At 58.6% G+C, this 14748-nt stretch carries 13 protein-coding genes and 1 pseudogene; 8 read left to right on the top strand and 6 right to left on the bottom strand.

The window, feature by feature from the left end; translation table 11 throughout:
* Positions 1 to 23: 23 nt before the first annotated feature.
* Together nirD and nirB are read right to left on the bottom strand one after the other, a co-directional pair.
* Positions 24 to 386, bottom strand: a complete 363-nt coding sequence (nirD, locus tag V6P94_RS16140; RefSeq protein ID WP_133078040.1) for a nitrite reductase small subunit NirD — start codon at positions 384 to 386, stop codon at positions 24 to 26.
* Positions 386 to 2947, bottom strand: coding sequence for a nitrite reductase large subunit NirB (gene nirB / locus V6P94_RS16145; protein ID WP_326397873.1), 2562 nt, complete (start codon positions 2945 to 2947; stop codon positions 386 to 388). The genes nirD and nirB overlap by 1 nt, the downstream gene beginning before the upstream one ends.
* A gap of 545 nt (positions 2948 to 3492) precedes the next feature.
* On the opposite strand from nirB, the gene V6P94_RS16150 reads away from it, so the two are divergent.
* The 3 genes from V6P94_RS16150 (at position 3493) to V6P94_RS16160 (ending at position 7200) form a co-directional block, all read left to right on the top strand.
* Positions 3493 to 4590 (top strand): carboxynorspermidine decarboxylase, encoded by a 1098-nt coding sequence (locus V6P94_RS16150; protein WP_133078038.1) that lies wholly within the window; start codon positions 3493 to 3495, stop codon positions 4588 to 4590.
* A gap of 26 nt (positions 4591 to 4616) precedes the next feature.
* Positions 4617 to 5852, top strand: a complete 1236-nt coding sequence (locus tag V6P94_RS16155; protein ID WP_133078037.1) for a saccharopine dehydrogenase family protein — start codon at positions 4617 to 4619, stop codon at positions 5850 to 5852.
* Positions 5853 to 6012: 160 nt separating this feature from the next.
* Positions 6013 to 7200: an MFS transporter gene (locus V6P94_RS16160; protein WP_219261947.1), complete on the top strand. Its 1188-nt coding sequence runs from the start codon at positions 6013 to 6015 to the stop codon at positions 7198 to 7200.
* An 8-nt stretch (positions 7201 to 7208) separates the two neighbouring features.
* Here the strand turns inward: V6P94_RS16160 and V6P94_RS16165 are convergent, their stop codons facing one another.
* Together V6P94_RS16165 and V6P94_RS16170 are read right to left on the bottom strand one after the other, a co-directional pair.
* Entirely contained in the window at positions 7209 to 8240 is a 1032-nt protein-coding gene (locus tag V6P94_RS16165) for a dienelactone hydrolase family protein (RefSeq protein ID WP_219261844.1), read from the bottom strand.
* A 158-nt stretch (positions 8241 to 8398) separates the two neighbouring features.
* A complete protein-coding gene (locus tag V6P94_RS16170; RefSeq protein WP_326397872.1) occupies positions 8399 to 9010 on the bottom strand; it encodes an FMN-dependent NADH-azoreductase in 612 nt (203 codons plus the stop codon).
* A gap of 126 nt (positions 9011 to 9136) precedes the next feature.
* Here V6P94_RS16170 and V6P94_RS16175 point away from each other — a divergent pair, with 126 nt between their 5' ends.
* Both V6P94_RS16175 and V6P94_RS16180 read left to right on the top strand, forming a co-directional pair.
* Entirely contained in the window at positions 9137 to 10045 is a 909-nt protein-coding gene (locus V6P94_RS16175; RefSeq protein WP_133078034.1) for a LysR substrate-binding domain-containing protein, read from the top strand.
* Positions 10046 to 10050: 5 nt separating this feature from the next.
* Positions 10051 to 10395, top strand: coding sequence for an MmcQ/YjbR family DNA-binding protein (locus tag V6P94_RS16180; protein ID WP_338649453.1), 345 nt, complete (start codon positions 10051 to 10053; stop codon positions 10393 to 10395).
* A gap of 3 nt (positions 10396 to 10398) precedes the next feature.
* Here V6P94_RS16180 and V6P94_RS16185 read toward each other — a convergent pair whose 3' ends face one another.
* Positions 10399 to 10797, bottom strand: a complete 399-nt coding sequence (locus V6P94_RS16185) for a DUF1294 domain-containing protein (RefSeq protein WP_219261946.1) — start codon at positions 10795 to 10797, stop codon at positions 10399 to 10401.
* Positions 10798 to 10832: 35 nt separating this feature from the next.
* Positions 10833 to 11663 carry an undecaprenyl-diphosphate phosphatase gene (locus V6P94_RS16190; RefSeq protein WP_133078033.1) on the bottom strand — a complete coding sequence of 277 codons (831 nt, stop codon included), beginning with the start codon at positions 11661 to 11663 and terminating at the stop codon, positions 10833 to 10835.
* A gap of 372 nt (positions 11664 to 12035) precedes the next feature.
* On the opposite strand from V6P94_RS16190, the pseudogene V6P94_RS25080 reads away from it, so the two are divergent.
* The 3 genes and pseudogenes from V6P94_RS25080 to V6P94_RS16200 all read left to right on the top strand — a co-directional run.
* Positions 12036 to 12722 (top strand): annotated as a pseudogene (locus V6P94_RS25080) (cache domain-containing protein); the annotation flags it as partial.
* A gap of 123 nt (positions 12723 to 12845) precedes the next feature.
* Positions 12846 to 13580 carry a methyl-accepting chemotaxis protein gene (locus V6P94_RS25085; RefSeq protein ID WP_374105703.1) on the top strand — a complete coding sequence of 245 codons (735 nt, stop codon included), beginning with the start codon at positions 12846 to 12848 and terminating at the stop codon, positions 13578 to 13580.
* Between the two features lie 129 nt (positions 13581 to 13709).
* Positions 13710 to 14735 (top strand): LacI family DNA-binding transcriptional regulator, encoded by a 1026-nt coding sequence (locus V6P94_RS16200; RefSeq protein WP_133078031.1) that lies wholly within the window; start codon positions 13710 to 13712, stop codon positions 14733 to 14735.
* The last annotated feature ends 13 nt before the right edge of the window (positions 14736 to 14748 follow it).

Raw genomic sequence — 14748 nt, forward strand, 5'->3', positions numbered from 1 at the left:
GCCAGGCCTGCCCCCCCGCACTATCAACCCACGCAAAGCTCCACCTGGCCATCGCTCAAGCGTGCGGGCCACACACGCAAGCGCTGTTGCGGCGACTCCAGGCAATGGCCGTCCTCCAGTCGGTAATGCTGTTTGTAGATCGGCGACGCCACCACCAGCTCACCCTTGATCGTGCCAATCAGGCCGCGGCCGATGACATTAGCCCCGGATTGCGGGTCATGGTTGTCAATGGCGTAGAGGGATTTGCCCTCGTGTTGAGGCAGGTAAAAAAGCGCCACCTGCGCCCCTTCAAACCAGACCACCACCCCGGAGTTGGTCACCAGGTCTTGCTCATTGCACACCGTTTTCCAGGTGGCCAGGTTTTGCCGGGTATTGGACTGGCTCATCACGCAATCTCCTCGATAACAGGAATAAGGTTAAGTTCGGCAGCCATGATCGGACGACGCTGGCCGCGCTCCTGGACAAAATGGATATCGGGGTCTGCACGCTTGTCGTTGACGAAGGTGCGAAAGCGCTTGAGCTTTTCAGGGTCTTTGAGGGTGTTGGCCCATTCGCATTCATAGCGATCGACCACCAGCTGCATCTGGGACTCAAGTTCGGCACCCAGGCCCAGACTGTCGTCGAGGATCACGGCTTTGAGGTAGTCCAGGCCACCCTCCAGGCTTTCGCGCCACACCGAAGTGCGTTGCAGCTTGTCAGCCGTGCGGATGTAGAACATCAGGAAGCGGTCGATGTAGCGAATCAGCGTGTCGTCATCCAGATCGGTGGCGAACAGTTCGGCGTGACGAGGACGCATGCCGCCGTTACCGGCGATATACAGGTTCCAGCCTTTTTCGGTAGCGATCACGCCAACATCTTTGCTTTGCGCTTCGGCGCACTCGCGGGTGCATCCGGAGACGGCGAACTTGAGCTTGTGCGGCGAGCGCAGTCCCTTGTAGCGATCTTCGATCAACAGGGCCATTTTCACGCTATCTTGTACACCGTAGCGGCACCAGGTACTGCCGACACAGGATTTAACCGTACGGGTCGATTTGCCGTAGGCGTGTCCTGTTTCAAAACCGGCCTCGATCAGCTCACTCCAGATGTCCGGCAACTCATGCAACTGGGCGCCAAACAGATCGATACGCTGGCCACCGGTGATTTTGGTGTACAGGTCGTACTTCTTCGCCACCACGCCAATTGCGATCAGCTTGTCGGCCGTGATCTCGCCACCGGGGATGCGCGGTACTACGGAGTAAGTGCCGTTTTTCTGCATATTGGCCATGAATGTGTCATTGGTGTCCTGCAGCGGCACCAGCGAGGCATCCATGATCGGCTGGTTCCAGCACGACGCGAGTATCGACCCCACGGCCGGCTTGCAGACATCGCAACCGGTGTGGCCACGGCCATGGCTGGCCAGCAACTCTTCAAAGGTGGTCACGCCTTCTACGCGAACCAGAGCGTAAAGTTCCTGACGGGTATAGGCGAAGTGTTCGCACAGGCTCTTGTCGACAGCCACACCCCGGGCAATCAGCTCGTGCTCGAATACTTGCTTGAGTAAACCGGCGCAACCACCGCAGCCAGTACAGGCCTTGGTCTGCGCCTTGAGCATGCCGAGGTCGCCGCAGCCGCCGTCAATGGCAGAACAGATGGCGCCTTTGGTGACGTTGTGGCAAGAACAGACCGTCGCCGATTCCGGCAGTGAACCCGGCCCCAGGGTGGGTGCACCGGTGGACGACGGCAAGATCAGGCTGGCAGGTTCCGCTGGCAAGGCAATGCTGTTTTGCATGTATTGCAGCAAGGTGTCGTAGTAGCTGTTGTCGCCGACCAGTACGGCACCGATCACATGCTTGCCCGTGGCGTCGACCACCAGGCGCCGATAACTGGCCGTGGCCTCGTCGATAAACTGATAGCTGCGCGAACCCGGCATATGGCCGTGGGCGTCGCCAATGGAACCGACGTCTACGCCCAGCAGTTTGAGTTTGGTCGACATGTCCGCGCCGATAAACGGCTCAGCGGCCTGATCACACAACACGGCCGCCACCCCCCGGGCCATCTGGTAACCCGGCGCGACCAGGCCGAACACGCTGCCGTTCCAGGAAGCGCACTCGCCGATGGCATAGATGTTCGGATCACTGCTCAAGCATTCGTCGTTGATCACCACACCGCCGCGCGGGCCTATCTCCAAAGCTGCCTGACGGGCCAGGCCATCCTGGGCGCGGATACCGGCCGAGAAGACAATCAGGTCGGTTTCAAGGAACTCGTCATTGGCGAAGTTCATGCGATAGCGATACTGCTCGCCAGCGCTGATCGACTGGGTGGCGCGCGACAGGTGGACGCCGACCCCCAGCCGTTCGATTTGCATCTTGAGTGCCAGGCCACCGAAGTCATCCAGTTGCACCGGCATCAGGCGCGGTGCGAATTCGACAACATGGGCTTCCAGGCCCAGGCTTTTGAGCGCGTTGGCCGCCTCAAGGCCCAGCAAACCACCGCCCACCACCACGCCACGTCGGGCATTGATTGCCGCAGCCCGTATGGCGTCGAGGTCTTCAAGGGTTCGATACACCAGGCGTGAATCCCCCTCCGCCCCTTCAATCGGCGGCACAAAGGGATAAGACCCGGTGGCCAGCACCAATTTGTCGTACGGCACGCTGCCTTGCGCAGTGATCACCTCACACCGGGCGCGATCGATTTCCAGTACGGGGACACCCAAGTGCAACGTGACACCGGGCGTCTGGTAGAGCGACGCCTCTGACAGTGCCAGCGACTCGGCATCGCGACCGGTGAAGTATTCAGAAAGGTGCACCCGGTCATAGGCCCGCATGGGCTCCTCGCTGAACACATGCAGTCGGTAGTGATCCAGCGCGCCACGCGCGATCAACTGCTCGACACAATGATGTCCGACCATGCCATTGCCCACTACGACCAGGGTTTTCACGTTGTTCAACACGGCAACATTGGAGTTCATATAAAGCACCCGCCAAAGCCCATCACAGTTATTAAAAAGCAAAAAAAACGCCTGAAACCTTACGGCTCCAGGCGTCTTTGCCTGTTCTTATGCGGGGTTAAATCGGGCTGCTTCGCCTGACCCACCGCTGTTGCCCATGACCTGTGCGGCCTGTCGATCGTCGTTGACCGAGGGGGCTGTCCACTCTAATGCCTCGCCGGTGGACCTGAATCAGGACTTGCAGTCTTTGTGCCAGACCGGGATGGGCCTTGTAACAACACAGTTTTAAGGCACAACGATCACTGAGCAGCGACAGTTTTGCCTCTAACTGGTGCGCTCCAGCGTTCGAGCGCGATGGAAACGTGCAGTTTTTCATGGCGATGAACGGGCGCCAATCGAGCCAGCACATGCGCCATGAGTACGATGTTTATTGCATTATCTTCGCTGCGGGCCGGGCGCTGCGCTCCTCGCGCCGATCAAACTTGGCGTTCTGCTCTTTCGATCTGCGGTCAGTGAAGGCACAATGCGCATCCTTTTTTGGCTGGCCATGCCGCAGGCGCCTCGAAATGATCAAAACACCGTATTACCTGATTGATAAACAAAAGCTGCTGGCGAACATGCAGAAGATCGCCTACGTACGCGAGCAGTCCGGGGCCAAGGCCCTGCTGGCACTCAAGTGCTTCGCCACCTGGTCGGTGTTCGACCTTATGCAGCAGTACATGGACGGCACCACGTCGTCGTCGCTGTATGAACTCAAGCTCGGTCGACAGAAGTTCGCCGGCGAGACCCACGCCTACAGCGTGGCCTGGGCCGACGACGAAATCGAAGAGATGCTCGAGAACAGCGACAAGATCATCTTCAACTCCATCGGCCAGTTGCAGCGCTATGCCCAGGCCTCTGCCGGCAAAGTGCGCGGTCTGCGGGTCAACCCGCAGGTGAGCAGCTCCGACTACCTGTTGGCCGACCCCGCTCGTCCGTTCAGCCGCCTGGGCGAATGGGACCCGGTGAAGATCGAGCAGGTCATCGACCAGATCTCGGGCTTCATGTTCCACAACAACTGCGAGAACGGTGACTTCGGCCTGTTCGACAAGATGCTGTGCACCATCGAAGAACGCTTCGGCGATCTGCTGCACAAGGTTGAATGGGTCAGCCTGGGTGGCGGTATCCACTTCACCGGTGACGACTATGCACTGGATGCTTTCTGCGCGCGCCTCAAGGCCTTCTCGCAAAAGTACGGCGTGCAGGTCTATCTGGAACCTGGTGAAGCTGCCATCACCCAGAGCGCCTCGCTGGAAGTGACCGTGCTCGACACGCTCTACAACGGCAAGCACCTGGCGGTCGTAGACAGCTCCATCGAAGCCCACATGCTCGATCTGCTGATCTATCGCCTGAACGCCAAGCTGGCCCCAAGCGAGGGTGAGCACACCTATATGGTGTGCGGCAAGTCATGCCTGGCCGGAGACATTTTCGGCGAGTATCCATTTGATCGTCCGCTGGCCATCGGCGATCGGCTGTCGTTTATCGACGCAGCGGGTTACACCATGGTCAAGAAAAACTGGTTCAACGGTCTGAAAATGCCGTCCATCGTAGTGAAACAACTCGACGGTACAGTCGAAGTGGTTCGCGAGTTTGATTTCAACGACTACCTGTCCAGCCTCTCGTAATCTGGCAGAAGGGAGATTTAAACAAATTGAAGAAAAACGTTCTTATCATTGGTGCAGGAGGTGTCGCCAAGGTGGTGGCCCACAAGTGCGCGCAGCACAACGATGAACTTGGTCGTATCGCTATCGCGTCGCGCAACATCTCCAAATGCCAGGCCATCATCGACAGCGTCATCGCCAAGGGTAGCCTCAAGCAGCCCGCCGACATCAAAGCCTTCTCGCTGAACGCTCTGGATGTCGAAGCGACCAAGGCGCTGATTCTGGAAACCGAATCGCAGATCGTCATCAACGTCGGCTCTGCCTTCCTCAACATGTCGGTGCTGCGTGCCTGCATCGATACCGGCGTGGCCTATCTCGACACCGCCATTCACGAAGAGCCGGGCAAGGTCTGCGAAACGCCGCCCTGGTATGGCAACTACGAGTGGAACCACATCGAGGAGTGCAAAGCGAAAAACATCACCGCCATCCTCGGCGTAGGCTTCGACCCGGGTGTGGTCAACGCTTATGCAGCTCTGGCGCAGCAACAGTATTTCGACCGCATTGATTCGATCGATATTCTCGACGTCAATGCCGGTTCCCACGGCAAGTATTTCGCCACCAACTTCGACCCGGAAATCAACTTCCGCGAGTTCACCGGGCAGGTCTGGAGCTGGCAGAACAGCCAGTGGACCAGCAATAGCATGTTCGAAGTCAAGCGTACCGACGATCTGCCGGTCGTGGGCGAGCAGAACCTGTACCTGACCGGTCATGACGAGGTTCATTCCCTGTCGAAGAACCTCGACGTGCCAAACGTGCGTTTCTGGATGAGTTTCGGCGAGCACTACATCAATGTGTTCACGGTGCTCAAGAACTTGGGCCTTCTCTCCGAACAGCCGGTCAAGACCGCTGAAGGCCTGGAAGTCGTGCCACTCAAACTGGTCAAGGCCGTGCTGCCTGATCCGAGCTCGCTTGCTCCCGGCTACACGGGCAAGACCTGCATCGGTGATCTGGTCAAGGGCACCAAGGATGGTCAGCCGCGCGAAGTGTTCATCTACAACGTCGCCGACCACGAGGACGCCTTTGCCGAGACTGACAGCCAGGGCATTTCCTATACCGCCGGTGTACCTCCGGTGGCAGCAGCCTTGCTGGTCGCTCGCGGCGAGTGGGACGTAAAACGCATGGTCAACGTCGAAGAACTGCCAGCAGAGCCGTTCCTCAAGGCGCTGGACGTGATGGGCCTGCCGACTCGTATCAAGGATGAGAACGGCGATCGTCCCTGGAACTGATGCCTGATTGACAGGTAGTGTGTGTTTTACGCTTTAGCCAATGCCCCGAGGTGTCGGGGCATTGGCTTTTTGCTTTCTGAGATTATCGTTAGCCTGCTTTCATTTCTTCTGAAGCCGAGCCATGATGCGGGTCTATGACCGTCAGCCGGATTCACCGTCTATGCCTGCGCAACAACCCCACGTCGAGAGTTCCCTGTCGGTCACGCTGCAAATCCTTTCGATCGTGTTCTACACCTTCATCGCGTTTATTTGTATCGGCTTGCCGATAGCCGTATTGCCCGGCTATGTCCACGACCAACTGGGTTTCAGTGCCGTAATCGCAGGCCTGACCATTGCTTCGCAATACCTGGCAACCTTGCTCAGCCGTCCTTTCGCCGGACGCCTGGTGGACAGCCTCGGCACCAAGCCCGCCATCGTGTATGGCCTGATCGGGATTGCCATCAGCGGCGTACTCACCTCCCTGGCCGTCGCACTGCAAGGCTGGCCACTGCTTAGCCTGTGCATTTTGATCGCCGGACGGATTTTCCTGGGCATTGCCCAAGGCTTGATCGGCGTCGGCACGATCAGTTGGGGGATCGCTCAGGTCGGGTCGCAACACACCGCCCGGGCGATTGGCTGGAACGGCATTGCGTCCTATGGTGCAATCGCCATCGGTGCCCCGCTGGGTGTCGTGATGATCGGCCAGCTGGGGTTTTTCAGCCTGGGGGTGACGCTGTTACTGCTGGCACTGTTTGCCTTGCTGCTTATTCGTAAAAAACCTTCGATTCCGGTGATCAGCGGCGTGCGCCTGCCCTTTTGGTCGGTGTTCGGCCTGATCGCACCGTACGGCATCAGCCTGACCCTGGCATCCATTGGCTATGGCACCCTGACCACCTTCATTACCTTGTTTTACATCGACCGCGGCTGGGTCGGAGCCGCTTATTGCCTGTCGGTGTTCGGCGTGTGCTTTATCCTTGCGCGCCTGATTTTCACCAACAGCATCAGCCGCTTTGGCGGCTACACCGTGGCGATCGTCTGCATGACGATCGAAACGGTCGGTCTGACATTATTGTGGCTGGCACCTTCCGAGGCATATGCCCTGACAGGCGCTGGCCTGACCGGTTTTGGCCTGTCGCTGGTGTACCCGGCGCTGGGTGTGGAGGCGGTCAAGCGGGTGCCGGTCTCCAGCCGGGGCGCGGGGTTGAGTGCCTATGCAGTGTTTTTCGATCTGGCCCTCGCCATCGCGGGCCCGATCATGGGCGCCATCGCATTGAACATGGGGTACCCGTGGATTTTCTTCAGCGCCGCAGTCATGTGCTGCGTGGGTTTGCTGCTGAGCGTGACCCTGTCGCGTCGCGCAAACGGCTAGATCCTAGATCAGTGGTCGGCAGTGCGAAACCCCGTGCGCTGGCGGACTTGCAGGGTCTTGCTGAAAAACCGTCCCGCCTCATAAATCAGATCACGGTGCACATCCTCGCGGTCGACCCCCTGCGCGTCGGTGCATAGACCGGGCATTGCGCCCATTTGCTCGTCGGTGCAAGGCGCCATGAACACGAAATGCCCGGCACCAGGAATCACCTTGAACTCAGGCTCCACTGGCAGCTTGCGCGCAAGGGCGTCGGCATTTTTGTCCGGGAACACCAGCTTGTCGTTGTCGCCGCTGTACAGCAGGACCGGCACATGCACATCGGCCAGGGTTTGCCGGCCAAACATCAGGCTCAAGGGGGCCATCAGCAGCAGTGCATGAACCCGAGGATCGGCAACGGGAACAAGGTCATCACGATCGGCGATCAGCTCGCCTTTTGTCGTACAGGCATCACGGTCCTCAGGTCGCTCCTGGCAATAGCGGCGCAAGCGATCCAGATCAGGCTGGGCTCCGGAAAGAATCAACGCCGTTTCGCCGCCTGCCGAATAACCGATGACCCCCACCTGATCGTCATGCACGTACGGTGACAGCTCGCGATCCGCCAGCGTGGCAGTGATGGCGGCCGATATCTGCATCGGCCGTCCGTAGAGGTTGCTCAGGGTACCCAGGCGACTGTGGTCTTTGTAGTTGTCTCCCGGGTGCAACACCGCCACCACCACAAACCCCTTGCGCGCCAATGACGTGGCCAGATCGTGCAGGGCCAGCGGGGTTCCGGTGTTGCCATGGGACAACATCAACAGCGGGTAATGGCCCATGGCAATTTTGGCTTCTTCAGTCGCCTCGACTTCATAACCGCCCATTCTGGTCAGCCCCCGGGCTTCATTGGACGGATAAAAGGCGATAGCGCGCATGGGCTGATCGTCCAGAGGGTCGAGAAAACTCAAGCGATGAAAGCCCACGCCCCATTGCATGGCAGGTTCGGCCTGCACCAGGACGGGGCAACATGCCAGGAGTAAAACCAGTGCCGCATTGAGACGTATCATGGAGGCTCACCTTTAATGGCGCGTAGCTTGAAACCGGACATGCAGGACGTCTATCCACACACTCTGCATAACCCAAGCCAAACGCAAAAAAACTCCGTACTCCGGTCTTTGAAGACATCCAGAGTACAGAGTTTAGTCGGTGAAACCGTCCAGATTACTTACGCTGCGCTGAACAGATCCTGGTTAATGTGCGCCTGGGCATCGTTCAAGGCCTTGGTGCGAACTTCGTCGCCATAGGCCAGGCCGTGGGCGCGAACAAACTCGACATCGGTGATGCCCATGAAGCCCAGCATCACTTTCAAATAGTCTTCATGGGCAACGCCCGTGGCCTGCCCAACATGCAGACCGCCCGAGGTCGACACCACGATCACCTTTTTATTGCCGCACAGGCCTTCCGGGCCAGCTTCGGTGTAACGGAAGGTCTGACCGGCAACGGCAATGCGGTCGATCCAGGCCTTGAGCTGGGTAGGAATGGTGAAGTTGTACATCGGCGCCGCAATCACTACCGCGTCAGCGGCCAGGAACTGCGCAAGGGTATCGGCACTCAATTGGGCTTCATGTTTCTGTGCCGCATCACGCAGCTCAGCCGGTGTGCCCGCCGCCACCAGGGTTGCGGCCGAGAAATGTTCAATGGCCTCTGCAGCCAGATCGCGATAGCTCACCTCTACGTCAGGGTCGGCAGCCTGCCAGGCCTTGACCACTTCACGGCTCAACTGACGCGAAGCCGAGTTGTCGCCCAGAATGCTCGAATCGATATGCAACAGTTTCATGTGTGATCTCCAAATGAGGACCGCTACTGGGCGATCTGATGAAGTAGATGCTACCGATGAAAGTAATCGACGATAAGTTAGCCATCGTGCGATAGTTCGTCCCACCCATAGGACAGTGAGCCCGTCATGCAAGACCTCAATGACTTGTATTACTTCGCCAAGGTGGTCGAAGCCGGTGGCTTTGCCGCTGCGGGTCGATTGCTGGGGATTCCGAAGTCGCGCCTGTCGCGCCGGGTGGCCGAGCTTGAAGAGCGCCTTGGCGCCCGCCTGCTGCAGCGTACTACCCGCCAACTCAAGCTCACGGCCGTGGGTGAGCGCTACCTGCGTCACTGCCAGGCCATGTTGCTTGAGGCCGAAATGGCCGACGAGGCAGTGGCCAGCATGTCCAGCGAGCCGCGAGGCCGCCTGCGCGTATCGTGCCCTGTGGGCCTGGCTCACGAGTTCATGCCCGGCGTGATCAGTTCGTTTCTGCAGGCCTACCCGCTTGTGCAGCTGGAAGTCAGCCTGCTCAACCGTCGCGTCGATCTGGTCACTGAAGGCATTGATGTCGCCTTGCGCGTGCGTGAAGAAGGCGATGAAGATCCGTTACTGGTCACGCGGCGTTTGCGCCAGGCCCGCACCGTGATGGTGGCCAGCCCCGGATTTGCCCGCCAGTGGCCGGTCAATACCCCGGAAGACTTGAAAAACGTGCCGCTGCTGGGTGCCCTTGAACCTGATCGCATGGTTCATCTGCGCATGCTCGACGAACAGGGCAAGGCCAGCAACCTGGTACTGGAAGCGCGCCTGGGCATTGATGATTTTGTCGTGCGCAAAGCCTGCACCCTGGCCGGCCTGGGCTTTACCGTACTGCCCATGATGTATTGCGAACAGGAACTGCTGGACGGGCAGCTGGTTCAAATCCTGCCCTCATGGACCCTGCCAGGGGGCTGGCTGCATGCGGTTTACCCCCACAGACGCGGGGTGATGCCTGCCGTCAGGGCCTGGATCGACCATTTGGTTGAATCATTCGAAAGGTGTGGAGACAAACTGCTATGAGCCAGATGACCCAGCATGACGTAGCCCAATTCTGTCGCAGCCTGCCGGACGTCAAGGAAGTGGTGCAATGGGGAGGCGTTCAGGTGTTTTATGTCGACCAGAGGAAAATGTTCGCCCTGCTCAACCTCAACCGCGACGGGCTCTCGTTCAAGGTCGAGAAAGAATTGTTTCTGGGCTATGTCGATCGTCCGGGCATACACCCGTCGCCGTATCTGGCGCGGGCGTTCTGGATCAACATGCAAGCGCCCTACCCGATGGGCGCTGCAGAACTGCAAGACCTGTTGCGACGATCCCATCAACTGGTGGTCGCCAAGCTGGCAAAAAAACGTCAGATCGGCTTATTGCTTTAATCGCTACAGGTTCGCAAAGGTCATTTTCACGAACAGAATGTCAATCCAGATCACCTGGTGCAAAGCCACGATCAGCCAGAAAAACACCTGGTAAGACACCTTGCGGGTTTTGTGGCGAAACACCTGTTGCGCCACCAAGGCTCCCGGCCATCCGCCCAGTAGCTCAACCCCGTGCAGCACATTTTCCGGGGTGCGCCACTGGCCAGTCCTGGCCTGCTGCTTGTCGTACCAATACAGGCCAAACGCAAGAACGCTGGCAACTGCATAGGCCAGCAAGGGCAACCGGCTGCCCCCGGTGAGCAGTACATTCACCGAACCGCCCAGTGGCAATGCACAGAGCAGCGCCAATATCGCCAGCTTGAGTTTCAAGCCGCGAATCGGCGCCCCCTGGCGCTCACGCATACCGGCATGCTCGCGCCGGTCCTTGACCTTGGTTTTCACGCCGAAGCCGCAGACCAGTCGATCCAGCCGAACTGCCAGGTGGCCAGAATCAGCAAGCCAAACCCGATGCGATACCAGGCGAACACGGCATAACTGTGGTTCGAAATGAACTTCAGCAATGCCCGTACCGCGATCATGGCGAAGATAAACGAGGTCACAAAACCAATCGCGAACACTGGCAAGTCGTCAGGCTGGAACAGATGACGGTACTTGTAGCCCGAGTACACCGCCGCACCGACCATGGTTGGCATGGCCAGGAAGAATGAAAACTCGGTCGCCGCCTTGCGGGACAAGCCAAACAGCAGGCCGCCGATAATGGTCGAGCCCGAGCGCGAAGTGCCTGGAATCATGGCCAGACATTGCGCAAAGCCGATTTTCACCGCGTCTTTCCAGGTCATGTCGTCCACTGTTTCGGCACGAATCACGTGTTGGCGACGCTCAGCCCACAACATGATGACACCACCCACCACCAGTGCCGTGGCAACGGTAATCGGGTTGAACAGGTACTCGTGAATCACATCGGCAAAAATCACTCCCAGCACCACAGCAGGCATCACCGCGATGATCAGGTTGGTGGTAAAACGGCGCGCCTCTGGTTTAGTGGGCAAACCGATGACAACGTCGATGATCTTGCGACGAAATTCCCAGACAACAGCCAAAATGGCGCCCAGCTGGATGATGATGTTGAACGCCATCGCCCGCTCGCCGCCGAAGTTCAGCAAGTCGGCCACGATAATCTGGTGACCGGTGCTTGAGATCGGCAAAAACTCCGTCAAGCCCTCAACGACGCCAAGTATCAACGCCTGAGCGGCAGTCCAAAGATCCATTATTCCCCCATAAAGCCCTGCCTCATGCAGAGCTGATTAGTCTTGATTAAGTGTTTGCCACCGCTGCCCTGAAGTGGGTTACAGGTGCGACATGTTCCCCAGAACGGTGTGAAAAAACTGTCAGAAATCAATAAAGATGAAGCTTTGCCAATTTCGGCCGAGATCCTATCAGACACGTTCTACTTTCGCTGCTATGACATGACTTCGGTTTCGTCTGACAGGCAAGTCTGAAAAAAGTTGTTCTGCGAAACACCACAAGAAGAAAAACAGGAGTGAACATTTATGAATACCCTGCGCGGGTTGTCCATCAGCCGTCGTTTATGGCTGATTCTGATCGTTGCAATGGCGATGCTGCTGGCGTTGGGCTTATTGATGCTAAAGCAGATACATGACGATTTGTATGAAGGCAAAGCCCAGAAGACCCAACATGTGGTGCAGGCCGCCAGTGGCGTGCTCAGCTACTACCACGGCCTGGAGACGGCCGGCAGCTTGAGCCGTGAAGCGGCACAGCAGCAGGCTCTGAGCGTGATCAGCACACTGCGCTACGACAATGACGACTATTTCTGGATCAACGACCTGCGCCCGTACATGGTCATGCACCCCACCAACCCCAAGCTCGATGGCAAGGACCTGTCCGCCATCAAAGACCCGGACGGGTTCGGGATTTTTAACGAAATGGCACACCTGGCCAAAACCAGGGGCGCGGGCATGGTTGACTACCGCTGGCCAAAACCCGGCGCGCAAGATCCGGTGCAAAAAACCTCCTATGTGCAATTGTTCGAGCCTTGGGGCTGGGTCATCGGCTCTGGCGTCTACATCGACGACATGCAGGCCGAATTCCGCGCCCAGGCCTGGAAAGCCAGTTGGGCAGGCCTGGGCATAGCGCTGGTCATGGCGCTGCTGGTCACCCTCATTGCCCGCAGCATTGTGCGACCGCTGCAAGAGGCGGTGCAGGCCATGGCCAATATTGCCAGCGGTGAAAGCGACCTGACCCGTAGCCTCGATACCCACGGCCGGGATGAAGTCACCCTTCTGGCACAGCATTTCAATGCTTTTACCGCCAAGCTGCGCAATGTGATCAGCCATCTGCAGTCCACCGCCACGGCACTTGAGCAGTCTTCCACTGAGCTGGGCAATGACGCGACCGACGCCCAGCAGCGCAGCCAGCAGCAGGCCCTGCAAATGGATCAGGTCGCCACGGCAATCAACGAAGTGACGTACGCAGTGCAAGAGGTGGCCAAGAACGCCGAGCATGCTGCCGGCGAAATGCGCGGCGCCCAGTCCCAAGCCGAGCTTGGCCAGCAAAACATCGACAGCAGCCTGCAACAGATCGACCAACTGTCCGGCACCATCAATCAGGCAGTCGACGTCATCCGGACCCTGGCCACGCAAAGCAGCGAAATCGGCAGCGTGCTTGAGGTGATCCGCTCGATTGCCGAACAAACCAACCTGCTGGCGCTCAACGCCGCCATCGAAGCGGCCCGCGCAGGCGAGCAAGGGCGTGGCTTTGCCGTTGTGGCCGACGAGGTCCGGCTGCTGGCCCAGCGCACGCAAAAATCCACGGCCGAAATCCAGACCATGATCGAAGGCTTGCAGAAGCACTCCGAAGCCGCGGTCAATGTCATCGGCACGAGTAGCCGGGCCTCTCAACTGACCATCGAACAAGCCACCCAGGCCGGGCAAAGCCTGACCAGCATTGGCCATGCACTGAACAATCTCAACGATCTCAATGCATCCATTGCCAGCGCCACGTTGCAACAGGCCCACGTGGTGGAAGACATCAACCAGAACGTGACCCAGGCCGCCCAACTGTCCCAGGGCACTGCCCAGGCGGCAGAACAGTCGAGCGCCGCCAGTGCCCACCTCAAGGAATTGAGCGTGCAGCTCAATGGGTTATTGCGTCAGTTCAGGGTCTAGAAGCAGGTGCAAGGTTTCAGCTTGCCGCTGAAACCTTGACATCTCTCCATCTTTTGAGTTTCCATGAAACCGGTTTCAGCGCTTTGCCGCGAAACCGCCTGCGATAACTCAAATAAAAGGTTTCAGGCCGTGAACAGTTTTTCAGCAGCCCAGCGCACCCGCGTGACCATGCTCGATGTTGCCCAGCGGGCCGGAGTGTCCAAGGCCAGCGTGTCGCGCTTTATTGGCGAAGACCGCGCCTTGCTGTCCGAAGCCATCGCCGAGCGTATCGAGCGAGCAATCAATGATCTGGGCTATCGGCCCAATCAAATGGCCCGTGGCCTGAAACGCGGTCGCACCCGACTGATCGGGATGCTGGTGGCCGATATTCGCAACCCCTATTCCATTGCAGTCATGCACGGCGTCGAAACCGCCTGCCGCCTGCATGGCTACAACCTTGTCGTCTGTAACACAGACCGTAATGACGAGCAGGAGCGCCAGCACCTGGCAGCTCTGCGTGCCTACAATATCGAAGGCCTGATCCTTAATACCCTTGGCCATGACCCTGACGCGCTGCAAGCGTTGCATCAAGAAATGCCCATCGTGCTGATCGACCGCAAAGTGGAGCAGTTGCACACCGACCTGGTGGGCCTCGATAACCCCGAGGCGGTGCGCATGGCGCTGGAGCATCTTGATCAGCAGGGTTATCGCGATGTGCTGATGGTCAGTGAGCCGGTTGACGGTACCAGTTCCCGGATCGAGCGTATCAGCAGTTTTACCGGGCAACTGGCCGCACGCCCTGCCCTTCGCGGTGCCGTGATCAAGACCGGCCCGGGCCTTCGCGCCGACATCCAGACCTTCCTGCAAACAACCGGCCACGGCCCCAAGGCGATCTTTTGCGCCAACGGCCTCGCTGCACTGGCGTGCACCCAGGTGTTGCGCGAGTTGAACTGCCGGTTGTTCGAAGACGTAGGGTTGATTGCCCTCGATGACCTGGAATGGTTCCCGTTGGTGGGCAGCGGCATCACCGCACTGGCCCAGCCCACGCAACAGATCGGCGCCAGTGCCTTTGACTGCCTGCTTAAGCGCCTGAGCGGTGACACGTCACCGCCACGGGCGCTGGATTTTCCTGCGCAATTGATTATTCGCGGCTCAACACACCCCCTGACGGCCTGACACTTCAGCGGCT

Origin of the sequence: Pseudomonas sp. ML2-2023-3, from assembly GCF_037055275.1 — a bacterium.
Taxonomy (GTDB): Bacteria; Pseudomonadota; Gammaproteobacteria; order Pseudomonadales; family Pseudomonadaceae; genus Aquipseudomonas.

What these genes read in the sequence shown, in the direction of transcription:
- nirD (WP_133078040.1), bottom strand. Translation starts at nt 386, where the DNA reads ATGAGCCAGTCCAATACCCGGCAAAACCTGGCCACCTGGAAAACGGTG.
- nirB (WP_326397873.1), bottom strand. Translation starts at nt 2,947, where the DNA reads ATGAACTCCAATGTTGCCGTGTTGAACAACGTGAAAACCCTGGTCGTA.
- V6P94_RS16150 (WP_133078038.1), top strand. Translation starts at nt 3,493, where the DNA reads ATGATCAAAACACCGTATTACCTGATTGATAAACAAAAGCTGCTGGCG.
- V6P94_RS16160 (WP_219261947.1), top strand. Translation starts at nt 6,013, where the DNA reads ATGCCTGCGCAACAACCCCACGTCGAGAGTTCCCTGTCGGTCACGCTG.
- V6P94_RS16165 (WP_219261844.1), bottom strand. Translation starts at nt 8,240, where the DNA reads ATGATACGTCTCAATGCGGCACTGGTTTTACTCCTGGCATGTTGCCCC.
- V6P94_RS16170 (WP_326397872.1), bottom strand. Translation starts at nt 9,010, where the DNA reads ATGAAACTGTTGCATATCGATTCGAGCATTCTGGGCGACAACTCGGCT.
- V6P94_RS16175 (WP_133078034.1), top strand. Translation starts at nt 9,137, where the DNA reads ATGCAAGACCTCAATGACTTGTATTACTTCGCCAAGGTGGTCGAAGCC.
- V6P94_RS16180 (WP_338649453.1), top strand. Translation starts at nt 10,051, where the DNA reads ATGACCCAGCATGACGTAGCCCAATTCTGTCGCAGCCTGCCGGACGTC.
- V6P94_RS16185 (WP_219261946.1), bottom strand. Translation starts at nt 10,797, where the DNA reads ATGCGTGAGCGCCAGGGGGCGCCGATTCGCGGCTTGAAACTCAAGCTG.
- V6P94_RS16190 (WP_133078033.1), bottom strand. Translation starts at nt 11,663, where the DNA reads ATGGATCTTTGGACTGCCGCTCAGGCGTTGATACTTGGCGTCGTTGAG.
- V6P94_RS25085 (WP_374105703.1), top strand. Translation starts at nt 12,846, where the DNA reads ATGGATCAGGTCGCCACGGCAATCAACGAAGTGACGTACGCAGTGCAA.